This is a genomic window from Clostridium carboxidivorans P7 (genome assembly GCF_001038625.1).
GTDB classification, from domain to species: Bacteria; Bacillota; Clostridia; order Clostridiales; family Clostridiaceae; genus Clostridium_AM; species Clostridium_AM carboxidivorans.
The window spans coordinates 3,868,747-3,883,366 of the sequence record NZ_CP011803.1 but is presented as its reverse complement, the minus strand read 5'-3'; the positions used below and the strand labels follow the sequence as shown (position 1 = coordinate 3,883,366).

Annotated in this window: 11 protein-coding genes; all 11 read left to right on the top strand. The window is 28.5% G+C overall.

The features are described 5' to 3' along the window. Window positions 1-16: 16 nt before the first annotated feature. The 11 genes from Ccar_RS17260 (at window position 17) to Ccar_RS26170 (ending at window position 14,540) form a co-directional block, all read left to right on the top strand. Entirely contained in the window at window positions 17-760 is a 744-nt protein-coding gene (locus Ccar_RS17260; RefSeq protein WP_007061926.1) for an N-acetyltransferase, read from the top strand. Between the two features lie 72 nt (window positions 761-832). Then, a complete protein-coding gene (locus tag Ccar_RS17255) occupies window positions 833-1,933 on the top strand; it encodes a glycosyltransferase (protein WP_007061927.1) in 1,101 nt (366 codons plus the stop codon). Continuing rightward, complete coding sequence (locus Ccar_RS17250) at window positions 1,917-3,353, top strand: O-antigen ligase family protein (protein ID WP_007061928.1); 1,437 nt, start codon at window positions 1,917-1,919, stop codon at window positions 3,351-3,353. The genes Ccar_RS17255 and Ccar_RS17250 overlap by 17 nt, the downstream gene beginning before the upstream one ends. Window positions 3,354-3,365: 12 nt before the next feature. After that, entirely contained in the window at window positions 3,366-4,907 is a 1,542-nt protein-coding gene (gene murJ, locus Ccar_RS17245) for a murein biosynthesis integral membrane protein MurJ (protein ID WP_007061929.1), read from the top strand. A gap of 42 nt (window positions 4,908-4,949) precedes the next feature. Then, the gene (wecB, locus tag Ccar_RS17240; protein ID WP_007061930.1) at window positions 4,950-6,002 is read left to right on the top strand and encodes a non-hydrolyzing UDP-N-acetylglucosamine 2-epimerase; all 1,053 of its coding nucleotides are present in this window, start codon (window positions 4,950-4,952) and stop codon (window positions 6,000-6,002) included. Window positions 6,003-6,013: 11 nt separating this feature from the next. Next, window positions 6,014-7,234: a glycosyltransferase family 4 protein gene (locus Ccar_RS17235; RefSeq protein WP_007061931.1), complete on the top strand. Its 1,221-nt coding sequence runs from the start codon at window positions 6,014-6,016 to the stop codon at window positions 7,232-7,234. Window positions 7,235-7,329: 95 nt separating this feature from the next. Beyond that, window positions 7,330-8,433 carry a glycosyltransferase family 4 protein gene (locus Ccar_RS17230; RefSeq protein WP_007061932.1) on the top strand — a complete coding sequence of 368 codons (1,104 nt, stop codon included), beginning with the start codon at window positions 7,330-7,332 and terminating at the stop codon, window positions 8,431-8,433. Between the two features lie 20 nt (window positions 8,434-8,453). Further along, on the top strand, window positions 8,454-10,004 hold the full coding sequence (murJ, locus tag Ccar_RS17225; RefSeq protein ID WP_007061933.1) for a murein biosynthesis integral membrane protein MurJ: 1,551 nt from the start codon (window positions 8,454-8,456) through the stop codon (window positions 10,002-10,004). A gap of 109 nt (window positions 10,005-10,113) precedes the next feature. After that, window positions 10,114-11,349 carry an O-antigen ligase family protein gene (locus tag Ccar_RS17220; RefSeq protein ID WP_007061934.1) on the top strand — a complete coding sequence of 412 codons (1,236 nt, stop codon included), beginning with the start codon at window positions 10,114-10,116 and terminating at the stop codon, window positions 11,347-11,349. Between the two features lie 56 nt (window positions 11,350-11,405). Then, window positions 11,406-12,380 (top strand): acyltransferase, encoded by a 975-nt coding sequence (locus Ccar_RS17215; protein ID WP_007061935.1) that lies wholly within the window; start codon window positions 11,406-11,408, stop codon window positions 12,378-12,380. A gap of 72 nt (window positions 12,381-12,452) precedes the next feature. Next, window positions 12,453-14,540, top strand: a complete 2,088-nt coding sequence (locus tag Ccar_RS26170; protein ID WP_007064871.1) for a cell wall-binding repeat-containing protein — start codon at window positions 12,453-12,455, stop codon at window positions 14,538-14,540. The last annotated feature ends 80 nt before the right edge of the window (window positions 14,541-14,620 follow it).

Genomic DNA, 14,620 nt, shown 5'->3' with positions numbered 1-14,620 from the left:
GAATGGAGAATTAAAAATGGAAAACTATATATCAGATAAAGCTAAAATAGGCTCTAATGTAAGCTTTGGTAAATTTGTAGTAATAGAAGATGATGTGGTTTTAGGTGACAACTGTATTATAGGACATAACGTAATAATACATAAAGGCAGCAAGGTAGGAAATAATGTTAGAATAGATGATAATACAGTAGTAGGAAAACAGCCTATGAGAGCTGTAAACAGTATATTTAAAGATGAAAAGGAACTTCCACCAGCTATAGTAGGAGAAGGATGCTTAATAGGAGCAGGAGTTATAGTTTACTGTGGTTGCGAAATAGGAGAAAAAACTCTTATTGCAGATTTAGCTACTGTAAGAGAAAATGTAACTATAGGAAGCAAAACCATAATAGGAAGAGGAGTTGCTGTTGAAAACTTCTGTAAGGTTGGTTCAAATTGTAAATTGGAAACCAATGTTTATTTAACAGCATATTCTGAAGTTGAAGATAATGTATTTATAGCTCCTGGAGTAGTAACTTCAAATGATAATTTTGCAGCTCGTTCAAAAGAAAGATACAATCATTTTAAAGGAGTTACTGTTAAAAAAGGTGGAAGAATTGGAGCTCAAGCTACAATATTACCTGGAAAAATTATAAATGAAGATGGTTTTGTAGCTGCAGGAAGTGTAGTAACAAAAGATGTACAAAAGGAAATCATAGTGGCAGGAAATCCAGCTAAAGAATTGAGAAAAGTGCCAGAAGATCAGCTACTTAAGAATCAATAACATAAAACATTATTCAGCAGATAGTTGGCAATGTCCATTGTCAACTCTTGCTGTTTTTAGGGAGTGTAATTAATGGCTAAAATATGTTTTTTAGCAGATGCAGAAAGCATCCATACAAGAAAATGGATAAATTATTTTTCGAATTTTGATAATGAAATATATTTAATATCTATGAGAGATACTAAATACAAGTACAGTAAAAATGTAAAGACTTTCGTTGTAAAGCCACCTTTTCAAAGTAAACTATCATACTTTTTTATTGTTAGTAAAATAAAAAAATTAGTAAATGAAATAAAACCAGATATATTACATAGTCATTATGCTACAAGCTACGGGCTTTTTGGAAGGCTCAGCGGATATCACCCTTTTATTGTATCTGTATGGGGAAGTGATGTATATGATTTCCCTAACTCTAATGCTATTAATGCTAAGTTGTTAAGATACATACTTAATGGTGCAGATGCAGTATGTTCTACTAGTATGGATATGGCTAATGAAACTAGAAAATATTATAAAAACAAAAAAGACATAACTATAACTCCCTTTGGAGTGGACATAAATAAATTCAAAGAAAGCACTTCGGTTTTGCAAAAAAATTATATAACTATAGGCGTAATGAAAAATTTAAATAAAGTATATGGAATAGATTATTTAATAAATGCTTTTAGTGATTTATGTAAAGAAAGTGATAAAGATATAAGATTGATGATAGTTGGGGATGGAGAAGAAAGGCAAAATTTAGAAGGTCTATGTACAGAATTAAATATAGAAAATAAAGTTACTTTTACAGGTAAGGTAGATAATGTAAAGGTACCTGAATACATAAATATGATGGATATAGTATGTATACCATCCTTAAGAGAAAGTTTTGGAGTGGCAGCAGTAGAAGCATGCGCATGCGGAAGACCGGTAGTGTCAACTAATGTTGGTGGATTAACAGAAATAGTTTTTAATGATTTGAATGGTTATACTGTAGAACCTAAAAACAGCAAACTATTGAAAGAAAAATTAAAAATTTTAATAGAAGATGAAGATAAAATAAGAAAATTTTCTGTTAATGCTAGAAAGTTAGTTGAAGATAAATATAATTGGATACATAATGCAGAAACTATGAAGAAATTATATGATAGTTTTCTGATTTCGGGAGGAAAAACAGATGAACAAACTAGATAAAAGAAGCTTAGGATTTTTATGCATAGTATTTATTGTTGTACTTGCAAGATCATTTCTAATTCACAATTATGTAATTGGAATGCTATTTTTTGTATGCACAGCTTTAAGCTTAAGCTTAACTTATTCACCTGAATTATATGATAAATTGTATTGCACATTGTTAGTAGCTGCTGCATTTGAATACACAGCATATTTACCAGGTCATGAACAAATTTATTTTTTTCATGTGATGTTGTTCTTGATGATTATTTTTACAGCTTTGCAGTGGATTAAAAATGGTGGAATAAATGTAAACATGGATAAAAAGATTCTAGGCTTTTTTATAATATGGTTTATATACATATGTGCAGGTTATTTTTGGTCAAAGAATAAATCTTTTAATATTAAATATATCGCAATTTATGCTATGATGTTTGCTTTTTTAGCAGTGATTATTGTATATAATAACACTAAAGAAAAATTTAAAAATACTATAAAAATTATCGGATTAATGGCTGCAGTAATAGTTGTTATAGGGATAATAGAAACTGCAATTGGTGTAGAATTACCTGTAAAGCATTATTATAGTTATACTGTTCATAAGCTCTCAGAAATGGAGATAGAGCTTTTGAAAACAAGACCTATGGTATTTTCCTATAATCCCAATAATTTGGCTACACTATTAAGTTTATGTTTGCCTATTCCAGTATTCCTTTTTACTTTTGGAAGGTATGGCAAACAAAAAATAGTTTATTTACTGTGTAGTTTACTTATTTTTGCTGCAATATCACTTACAACATCAAGAGTGAGTCTTTTGTCTGTAATATTGATGGTGGTAATTTTTGCTATAGCTATGTTGAAAGAGTATAAACTAAAAGGTTTAATATATCCATTAATAATTGTTATAGGCTTCGGAGTTATATATAAATTCAGCTATGTATTTGTAATGAGAAACAGTTCTATGTATCTTAATCAAATGAAGCAGAAAATGAATAAACTTACTAATATAGAAAATGTTAAAGTTGGTGAAGAAGGTTCAGAAGGTGAAAGATTAACAGTAGTATATGATGTAGTTGAAGGAGTATTTCATGATAAAAAGCTTTTAGGTTTTGGTGCAGGAAATACTACTCAGCAATTAATGGATAAAGGAAATACTCATGGTATATACAGTCCTCATGGATTAGCCATAGAGGTGCTTGGTGACTTTGGAATTTTCTTCTTTATTCTATATGGAATTTACTATTTATATTTGTTATACAGATTACTTCTTATATCCAATATGAGGGATTATGGAGCTAAAATATCAGCCTATACCTTAATAACAGCATTGTTTGGTTTTGCATTGTCCAGCTTTGGACCAAGTTCTGTTACTTATTTCTTTCCATATTGGATGATGTATGGTGTTACAATATCATGTATCAATTTATATAGCAGACAATAAAAAGGTGAAAAAATGAGCGATAGAAATAAATTAGTAAAAAGTGCTACTATAATAGTTGCATGTACTTTTATAAGCAAGATACTTGGACTATTAAGGGACAGTGTAACAGCTGCAAAGTTTGGAACTATAGAGTTAGATGCGTATAATGCAGCATCTAACCTTCCAATGGTGTTATTTATAATGATAGGAGCGGCAATCACTACGACTCTAATTCCACTTTATAATGAAAAGAGGAAACAAGGTAAGAAAGAAGCATGTGAATTTGTAAGCAATGTTTTGAATTTCTTTATATTAATAACTGTAATTATATCTGTAATGTGTGTAATTTTTATAAATCCTATAGTGTCTCTTTTAAATCCAGGATTTGTAGGTGATAAGCTTCAATTTACAAAATTACTTACTATTATATTAATACCTACACTTACAGTTAATGCAGTATTATACATATTTAATGCCATGCTGCAATCTGAAAATAATTTTGCAGTACCTTCTTTAGTAGCGCTTCCGTTTAATGTGCTTATAATTGGATATTTATTTATTTTTGGTAAAAAATATGGCGTAATGGGATTTACCATAATAACTCTTATTGCAACTGCAATTCAAATACTACCTCAAATACCGTATGTGGTAAAAATTGGATTAAGACATAGCTTTAAAATAAATTTTAGAGATCCTATGCTTAAAAGAATGTGTTTAATGCTTATTCCTGTTATTTTAGGAACAGGAGTTCAGCAAATTAATACATTTGTTGAGAGGGGAGTAGCTACGGGCTATAGTGCGGGAAGTTTATCATCCCTAACTTATGCTTATAGAGTTTTTGCTTTATTTGTAGATATATTTGTAGTGGCTATATCTACAGTAATTTATCCCAAGATGGCAAGACAAACAGCCAATAATGAGATGAAGGAAATGAAATCTACTTTAAGTGAATCCATATGTACATTAATAGTGTTTATATTGCCTATGTCTTTAATTGTAATGATGCAAAGTAAACCTATTATTTATATATTGTTTGAAAGAGGAGCATTTACTAGAAGTGCTACGGATATAACTTCTAGTGTATTATGTTTTTATTCATTAGGACTTTTAGCTTTTGGGTTAAGAGATTTTGTATGTAAAGCCTATTATACACTGCAGGATACAAAGACTCCAATGATAAATAGTGCTATATCACTTGTATTAAATATAATATTAATATTTATATATAAATATTTTCTAGGACTTAAAGGATTAGCTTTAGCTAATGCTACATCTATGTATATAGCTTGTGCATTACTTATTTTCAGTTTGAGAAGAAAAATAGGAAGTATGAATGGTAAGAAGATACTTATAACTGCAATAAAAACCATTATTGCTTCAGCTGTTATGCTAATAGTTATATATTATTTAAATAGAGTGTTGGATTTAAAATATGTATCAACAGTGTCAGTATTCATTAAAATATTAATTTCTTCATTTGCTGGAGTTATTGTATTTATAATAACTGCATTTATAGTAAGGATGGAAGAAATTATTAAACTAAAGGAAATGATAATGTTTAGAAAAGCAGTATAAGTCAAAAATATTAGAAAGGCTTTTCAAATAGGAGGAAGAAGTATGAAGATATTAACAGTGGTTGGAGCAAGACCACAATTCATAAAAGCTGCAGCTGTATCTAATGTTATAAGAAAGCAGCATGAGGAAATACTTATTCATACAGGTCAACATTATGACGAAAATATGTCTAAAGTATTTTTTGATGAACTAAAAATACCTAAACCAGACTATAACTTAGAAGTTGGTTCAGGTAATCATGGACATCAAACAGGAACAATGCTTATTAAGTTGGAAGAAATATATTTAAAGGAAAAACCAGATTTGGTTTTAGTATATGGAGATACTAATTCTACATTAGCAGGAGCGTTGTGTGCTAGTAAGCTTTTAATTCCAGTAGCTCATGTAGAGGCTGGACTTAGAAGTTTTAATATGACTATGCCTGAAGAGCAAAATAGAATTTTGACAGATCACATTTCAAAGTTCTTATTTGTACCTACAACTTCAGCTATAGAAAATCTTAAAAATGAAGGCATAACCAAGGGAGTTCATAATGTTGGAGATGTAATGTTTGATGCTGTACTTCATTTTAAAGGTTTAGCTGAAGATAAATCTAACATAATTAATGAACTTAAAGTTAACAAGAATGAATATATCCTAACTACCATACATAGGGCAGAAAATACCAATGATATAAATAGATTGAAAAATATAATTGAAGCATTAAATGAAAGTGGTAAAACAGTAATATTGCCTATGCACCCAAGAACTAAAAAATATATTAGTGATTATGGACTAAAATTTAATGAAAATGTAAAAGTAATAGAACCTGTAGGATATCTTGAAATGATAAATTTAGAGATGAATTCACAAAAAATAGTAACAGACAGCGGTGGAGTTCAAAAGGAAGCTTTCTTCTTAAAGAAACCATGTGTAACTATGAGAGATGAAACTGAATGGGTTGAAACAGTTCAAAATGGATGGAATAAGGTTGTAGGAACAGATAAAAATAAAATACTTGATTCAATAGTTAATTTTGAGCCAAAAGAGCAGCAAAAGGACATATTTGGAGATGGAAAAGCTGGACACAAAATACTAGAGATAATAGGAAAATAAGGAGTGGAAAAATGAAAATCTTATTTTTAACTCAATATTGTCCTCCAGAAGTTGGAGCTCCTCAAAATAGAATTTTTGAGTTTGCTAAACAGTTAAAAAAGTTTAACCATGAAGTTACGATATTAACTGCTATGCCTAACTATCCTAAAGGGGAAATATTTGAAGGATACAGAGATAAAAAAGTTGTTCTTGAAGAAATAGATGGAATAAAAATAGTTCGTACAAGTATTTATGCAACAAAGGATAAAAGTTTTACAAAAAGACTTAGAAACTATTTATCATTTACATTTTCATCAGTGCTTACAGGATCAAAGTACATAGATAAGCAGGATGCAATAATAACAGAATCACCTCCGCTATTTTTGGGATGGTCAGGTTATATTTTAGCTAAGAGAAAAAAAGCAAAGTTTATTTTTAATATATCTGATCTATGGCCTGAATCTGCTGTAAAGCTTGGAGTACTTCATAATAAATTATTAATTAGTTTATCCACATGGCTTGAAGAATTTTGCTATAAGAAAGCACATGCAGTTACAGGACAAACTAAGGGAATAGTAGATAATATAGTTAACAGAGGATTCGATAAAAATAAAGTACACCTTATAACGAACGGTGTAGATACAGAATTCTTTAAAAGAGAAAATAGAGATGAAGAATTTAGAAAAGAACTAGGTGTTGATGGTAAATTTGCTATATGCTATGCTGGTATTCATGGTATAGCTCAAGGGCTAGAAGTAATCATAGAGGCAGCGGATATTTTAAGAGAACATAAAGATATACAATTTTTATTTTTCGGTGATGGGCCTGAAAAACAGAAATTAATTGATATGGTAAAGGAAAAGGGACTTAATAATGTAACTTTTATGCCAGTACAATCAAAACCTAAAATGCCTAGAATAGTAGCATCTATGGATGCCACAATTATACCTTTGAAGAAGCTGGATTTATTCAAAGGAGCATTACCTTCTAAAATGTTTGAATCACTAGCTTCAGAATTACCTATAGTTTTAGCTGTAGAAGGTGAAGCTGAGAAACTTATAAATGATGCTCAAGCTGGAATTACTGTTGAACCAGAAAATTCTAAAGAGATTGCAGAAGCTGTTTTAAAATTATATAAAGATCCAGAGCTAAGAACTAAACTTGGACAAAACGGAAGAAAGTATGTAATGGAGCATTATGCAAGGGAAGCTATAGCTAGAAAGCTTGAAAAAATATTATTAAATTTAAAATAGTAAGAATGTTGGCATGCAAATACTGCATGCCAAAGCTATATTTATATATTTTATGTATATAGCCAAGTACATACTGTGTTATATGCATTAGGCAGGTGATTTATATTAAAGTTCTACAGATTATATCAGGAAATGATAATGGTGGTGGTGGAAAACACGTATTAAATTTATGTGTTTATTCAAAGGGTAAGTTTGATACTGTCATTGGGTGTATAGGAAAAGGTGAATTATATGATAATGCCAGGAGTATGGGAATAGAGGTAATATTAATTGAAAGTTTGAGAAATAATCAAATTTGTGATTATGTAAAAGAAAATAATGTGGATATTATAAATTTCCATGGAGCTAAGGCATTTTTTATGCACTATATAATGAAGAAAAAGCTTATTAAACCTTGTGCTGCTACTGTTCATAGTGATTACAGATATGATTTCTTAAATAACAAGTTAAAGTATTTATTTTTTACACCATTAAGTAAATTAGGTTTAAAAAGTTTTCCTTATTATATATGTGTTTCAAAATATATAAAAAAGCTTTTGGAGCAAAGTAACTTTACTGGAAAAAAGACTGTTGTTAATAATGGAATTGATTTAGAAGAAATAAATATTTTAAATGACAAAGATAAAATAAGAAATAAATATGATATAAGTAAGGAAGATTTTGTGTATGTAATGGTGGCAAGAATGCACCCTATAAAAAATCATTTGATTTGTATAGAAGCTTTTAATAAATTGAATAATGAATATTCTAATACAAAACTTTTATTAATTGGGGATGGAGAGCTTAAATCTGTTTTAGAGGAAAAATGCAATGAATTATCAATTAAAGATAAAGTTATTTTTACCGGATTTCAAAGCAATGTGGTAGATTTTATAAATGCATCAGATATAAGCATACTTACATCATTTAATGAAGGTGGGTCACCTCCTATTGTTATATTAGAAAGTGGTGCAGCTAAAAGAGCGGCTATATGTTCAGATGTAGGTGACATAAATGAGTGTATAAATGATGAAACAGGATTTTTAATAGATCCAAAGTCAGTAGAAGATATATATTTAAAAATGAAATCAGCATATGAAAATAAGGATATGTTAAGGGATAAAGGACAGAATTTATATGAACTTGTGAAAAAACAATATTCTATGAATACATTTTGTGATGGATATTATAATTTTTATAAACAAATACTGTCAGAGTGACATAGGTGGAGTGAAAATCAATGACTAAAAAAATGATAAAAAAGTCCATATTAGTTATGGTGTTTATAATTTTAGGTAAGGTACTGGCATTAGTGAGAGATTCATTAATTGCAGCAAAGTTTGGAGCAAATTATACTACGGATATATACAACTTTGCATTAGGGATAGTTTATTTGCTTACTACCATAAGTTATGGACTAACTACTACTTTTATACCTGTACATACAGAGCATTTACAAAAAAGCGCTAAGAAAATAAGAGATAAGTTTGTAAATAATGTTATAAATGTATCATCAATAGTTACCATTGTAGTTACTATTATATTGATTATTTTTACTAAAAACATAATTTATATATTTGCTCATGATTTTGTAAATAATCCTAACGTATTTAAAATGTCTGTGGAAATGACAAGAATTATGTTGTTGTCTTTAATATTTGTAAGTCTTCAGAGTATAGTTACAGGAGTGCTTCAATGTCATAATGAATTTTATGAACCAGCGGCTATGGCTTTTGTATCCAATGCAGTGTATATAATATATCTTATATTTTTGACAGCTAGATATGGGATAAAAGGCTTTGCAGTAGCTACAGTTATAGGATTTTTTGCACAATTTATAATTAATGTACCTAAGTATAAAAAACTAGGATATAAGTATCAAGGATACATAAACTTTAAAGATAGTGAAATGCTTAATATGTTTAAGCTTATGATACCTGTTATTATAAGTACATCATTAATTCAATTAAATGTGTTTGTAAACAGATCCTTTGCTATAAATATATTTTCTGGAGCTGCTACTATTTTAGATTGTGCTAATAAAATTAATACATTAGCATATGAAGTTTTTGCTATAGGAATAGCAATGATAGTGTATCCAACTATGTCAGAATTAGCAGCAAGAGAGGATAAAACAGAATATAAAATTGCAGTAAAAAGAGCAATAAATATAATTGTACTTATAATGGTACCAGCAGCAGTGGCTATAGCAGTATTAAGACAGCCTCTTATAAGTATCATATTTAAAAGAGGAGCCTTTACAAGTAGTGCAGCAAAGCTTACTTCAAGTGCGCTATTATTTTATTGTCCTGCTATGATTTTTTATGGAATAAGGGACATTTTAAATAAAGCATTTTATTCTATTAAAGATACAAAAACACCAATGATAAATAGCTTTGTAGGAATATTGATAAATATAGTTATAAATATATTTATAGCAAAGTATATGCAAGTATCAGGATTAACTTTGGCAACTACAATATCTTCGATTATTGTTACTATAGGAATGCTTATTAGCTTAAATAAAAAGATTGGAAATATTGATGTAAGAAAAATATTTAATGTATTAGCAAAAACTATTTTTGCTTCGCTAATTATGGGAGTATTTATTTTTGGGGTAAATAAGTTTTGCATGTTATTAATTGCATCAGAGCTGAAGGCTAGTATACTATCAATAATAATGTCATTTTTTATAGGAACTGGGGTTTATATGGCATGTATTCATTTGTTTAAAATAGAAGAATATATGTACATGATATCACTTGTGAAACAAAAAATAAGAAGAAGATAATGTTAATATAGATTTAATAATTTATATAAGCGTTGAAACTTAAGGAACTATTTGATATATTAGGTAATGGGGTTTGGTAACTATTATTTTATTGGAGAGAGTGTGTAAAATGAAGATTTTGGAAAATGTTTTGTATATATTTATGTGCATTTATATAATCATACTTCCCTGGCAACAAGGAAAGACTACATATGGTGACGGAATATTAGCATTAATAATACTCATATATATATTAAAATTAATTTTATCCTCCAAAAGCAGACAAAAAATGTTTTTGGATATTAAAAGTTTTTTTCATGATTATTTAAGCATATCCATGAGTGTATTATTTTTAGTAATGATTATATCTACAAGTTATGCTTTTGACAAGAAAATAGCATTAAATGAGAGTGCTAGATTTTTATCATATGTGATTTTATTTTTTATAATTAAATATGAGTGTAATTATAAAAGGTATATTAGAGGGATAATAAATTCATATGTATTTTCTGTTTTTTCTATCTGTGTGTTTGGAATATATCAGTATTTTACTGGATTTGGATTAAGTGCAGAATTTATGAAGTATTCTTATACAGATAAAAAAATAGAAGCAACATTAGATAATCCAAATAATTTAGGAGCATTTTTGGTATTAGCTTTATTTCCAATAATAATGCTTACAATATATGAAAAAAATAAAATTAAAAAGTCTATTTATTCGTTAATATCAATGATTATAGTAGTTGATATAGTGTTAACTTGGTCGCGTAATGCATTTATTGGAGTTGCAATAGGAGCGATTATATTAGCTATAATATTTAGCTGGAAATTGATATTTATAATAGGCCCAGCAGCAGTTATTTCATTATTTATACCTAAAATCAGTCATAGAATTTTAGATATTGCTAATTCATCACAAAATGAATCTAGAATTTACTTATGGAAAACAGCTTTAAAAATGATAAAAGAGCATCCGATATTAGGAGTAGGTAATGGTAATTATGTTAGTTTGTATGATACATATGTAAAGAAATATCCAGAATTAAAATATCCATGGTTTACTCATAGACCATCTCATAATTCATATTTGAAAGTTACTAGTGAATTAGGTATTTTGGGTATATTATCATTTGTTTGTATGTTGGTATTTTCTCTTTTAAGAGTAAAACAAGCAGCTTCAAGTGCTAAAGATAAATTATATAGATATTTTTGTACAGGAATTTTTGCTTCAATGGTAGGATTTTATTTTATGAATATATCTGACAATTTATTTTTTGTGCCTAAAACTACCGCTTATTTTTGGATACTTTTAGCTATTTCCCAAGCAATAGTAATAAGGGAAAGCAGCAGAGAAAGTATATTTTAGGTAATGTGTGTAGAAGGAGGTGACAGAAAATTAGCAGTAAAAGACGCATTTTGGAAATGGAAGTTATAAGAACTTTAGCTACTATTAGCGTAATACTTATTCATGTTTCTGCAACAATTTTATATAGGACAAATGTAAATTCTAATACTTATAAAGGATTTTTAATTATTAATCAGCTTAGTAGATTTTCTGTGCCAGCCTTTATAATTTTATCTGGCATGGGGCTTATTAATACATATAAAAAAGATAAGGGATATTTCAAATACCTTTCACATAGACTTTATAAAACTGTGCCTAGATATTTAGTATGGTGTGTTATATATATTGTATTTGTAACCAAGGCCTTTAATATATATAAATCAGGTAATGATATCATCTTTGGAAATGTATATTATCATCTTTACTTTGTACCTATAATTGTAGAATTCTATTTGTTTTTTCCTTTTATATATAAGTTTATAGGTTCTAAGTGGAGTTTACTTGTAACTTTTGCAATAACTACTGGTATTTTAGTAGCAACACACTATTTTACTTTGCCAGGTATATTGGTACGCTTTTTCGAGAGAAAAAATATGCTAAATTGGATTTTCTATTTTTCTCTTGGTGCTTTTATTGGAAAGAATATGGATTATATTAAAGAAAAAGCTGTTAAATATAGAATATTAGTGCTTATTACATTTATTGTAGTGACTTTTGGGCTAATTTATGAAGCACTAATAACTACTAAATTCGTTTCTGATATAGATTATGTTGCTACATTTTTAAGACCTAGTGTGTTAATATATAGCACAATTTTCACATTTTTTATATTCAGTATTAACTGGAAAGAAGATCTATTAATGAAATCAATACAATATGTTTCTAAAAGTTCTTATGGTGTGTATTTATCACATGCATTTATACTTTATTACTTTATTCAGTATTGTACAAATAGATCAATACCTATAAATACATTGCAATTTGGAATTAAAGCTTTTTTTATAAGCTTTATTGGAGCAATATTAATAAATGAAAGTCGTAAATTACCTTAAAGTGAAAAAGGTAATAATGAACTTTTTAGATAAATAATTAAATTTATATTCATTTGGGGGGCGCTTTGTGGAATGCTAAATTCAAAATGTAAAGGTACAGCTATTTGTGAAAAAATAATAATATTATGTATTGCTGTACTAAGCTTAATATTTGTTGCAGCAGGTAAGTCTGAAGTAGTTTATGCAGCAGCATCAAATAATACTTACTATGTTTCAACAAGTGGTAGTGATATCAATGATGGAACAGAGAAAAATCCTTTTTATACTATTCAAAGAGGAATTAATGAAATGAAATCTGGAGATACACTTATAATAAGGGAAGGTGTATATCATGAAGCAGTTCAAGTTTATCAAAAAAAGGCTTCAAATGATTCATGGTGCACAATTAAAAATTATCCAGGAGAATCAGTCAGTGTAGTAGGAGATTATAAACTTAATATAAATGGTATGAATGCTCCAGATGCTTTTACTTTCAGGGAGAGTTCTTATTGGAAGATACAAGGTATAAAAATTAGTCAATTTACAGGAGCAGGTATCTATATAACAGATAAATCCAGTTATATAGATATGGAGGATTTAAATATAGGAAATATTGATTATCCAGTTTATAGACCTTATGGAACATCTGGCATAGATGGTCAGGATTCTAGTTATTGTACAGTTAAAAATTGCGAGATATATAATGTAGGATTAAAAGTTGATAAACCAAAAGATCATGGAATTTATATAGGTTATGGTTCAACTTATTGGACATTTGAAGGAAACAATATACATGATAATGCAGGTGCTGCTATACAAATGTATGGCGAACCTAATGGAGGAAGTAATTGTATAATTAATAATAATAAATTGTACAATAATCATGCATTTGGACTAGCAATAGGATCAAATGCTGTAAATAATACCATAAGCAATAATGTATTTTATGGGAATAAGGGCTGTGATGTATATCTATTAGAAAATTCTAATAAAAATTGGTTTAAAGAAAATTTATTTTTAACACCATATTGTAACTATAATATAGAATTAGCAGATGAAAAGTCATTTGATAACTCTTTTAATTATAATACTTATTATAAGGCAGATGGAAATGTAGTTAGCAAGTATTATCAACTTAACCAGTATAATGAAGCTATAAGCTATAATCAGTGGAAAGTTTATGGTCAAGAAGATTCAGGAAAGTTTATAAGTGAGCCTGATGAAGCAAATGAGGCTATAAAAAAATGGCAGCCTATTACTGTTAAACAGTATACAAGTAAAAGAATAGGTGGAACAGATAGATTTACTACAGCAGCTAGTATAGCTGAAGAATTTAATAATGGAAAATCAAATGATGTTGTTATAACTTCAGGAGATGATTTTACAAATGCTTTAAGTGGAAGTGTATTAGCTAAAAAATTAAATGCACCAATACTTTTATCTGGTAAAACGGATTTGGAAAATGATGCTGCAATTAAGTATATACAAAATCATTTAGATAAAAGTGGTAATATATATATACTAGGCAATGAAATGGGTGCAAATGAAAGCATTATTATAAATTTAAAAAGTTTAGGATATAATAATATAAAAATGCTAAATGATGGAGAAAAATTTGGAGCTACAAAAGCAATTAATGATGCTATAAATGCACCAGAAGGTACACCTATAATAGTTACATCAGGAAATGAATTTGCAGATGGGTTAAGTGCATCTTCAGTAGCAGCATTAAAGGGATATCCAGTTATATTATCCGATGTATATGAATTGCCTTCAGAAGCCCAAGAGACTTTAAAAAAGGTAAAACCTTCTAAAGTTTATATAATAGGAGGAGATACAATAATATCGGATAACGTAAAGGATAAAGTGAAAAGAGTATGTGGATTGTCCGAAGATGATATTATTAGAATATGGGGACAGGATAGATATACTACATCCATAAACATAGCAAAATATTTTGACATTAATGGAGAGAACATTACTTTAGTTTCTGGAGAAAATTTTTCAGATGCACTTTCAGCAAGTGTTCTTGCAGCAAAGCTTAATGCACCACTGCTTCTTTTAGGTGATAATAATAATGAGCAAAAGAGATTTATAGATTCAAATAAGTATATTAATGAAATATTAATTGGGGGAACTTCCTCAATATCTGAGAAAGTTAAAACTGATTTAGCAAGATAATATAAAAATATTGCGAAGCATTATTTTTGCTTCGTAATATGTCTAAATTGTGAAAAATTAGTTATAATTATATTGTAAAT

Bases quoted from the DNA above. Each gene is read 5' to 3' on its own strand.
- Ccar_RS17260 (WP_007061926.1), top strand. From the start codon at position 17: ATGGAAAACTATATATCAGATAAAGCTAAAATAGGCTCTAATGTAAGC.
- Ccar_RS17255 (WP_007061927.1), top strand. From the start codon at position 833: ATGGCTAAAATATGTTTTTTAGCAGATGCAGAAAGCATCCATACAAGA.
- Ccar_RS17250 (WP_007061928.1), top strand. From the start codon at position 1,917: ATGAACAAACTAGATAAAAGAAGCTTAGGATTTTTATGCATAGTATTT.
- murJ (WP_007061929.1), top strand. From the start codon at position 3,366: ATGAGCGATAGAAATAAATTAGTAAAAAGTGCTACTATAATAGTTGCA.
- wecB (WP_007061930.1), top strand. From the start codon at position 4,950: ATGAAGATATTAACAGTGGTTGGAGCAAGACCACAATTCATAAAAGCT.
- Ccar_RS17235 (WP_007061931.1), top strand. From the start codon at position 6,014: ATGAAAATCTTATTTTTAACTCAATATTGTCCTCCAGAAGTTGGAGCT.
- murJ (WP_007061933.1), top strand. From the start codon at position 8,454: ATGACTAAAAAAATGATAAAAAAGTCCATATTAGTTATGGTGTTTATA.
- Ccar_RS17220 (WP_007061934.1), top strand. From the start codon at position 10,114: ATGAAGATTTTGGAAAATGTTTTGTATATATTTATGTGCATTTATATA.
- Ccar_RS17215 (WP_007061935.1), top strand. From the start codon at position 11,406: ATGGAAGTTATAAGAACTTTAGCTACTATTAGCGTAATACTTATTCAT.
- Ccar_RS26170 (WP_007064871.1), top strand. From the start codon at position 12,453: ATGCTAAATTCAAAATGTAAAGGTACAGCTATTTGTGAAAAAATAATA.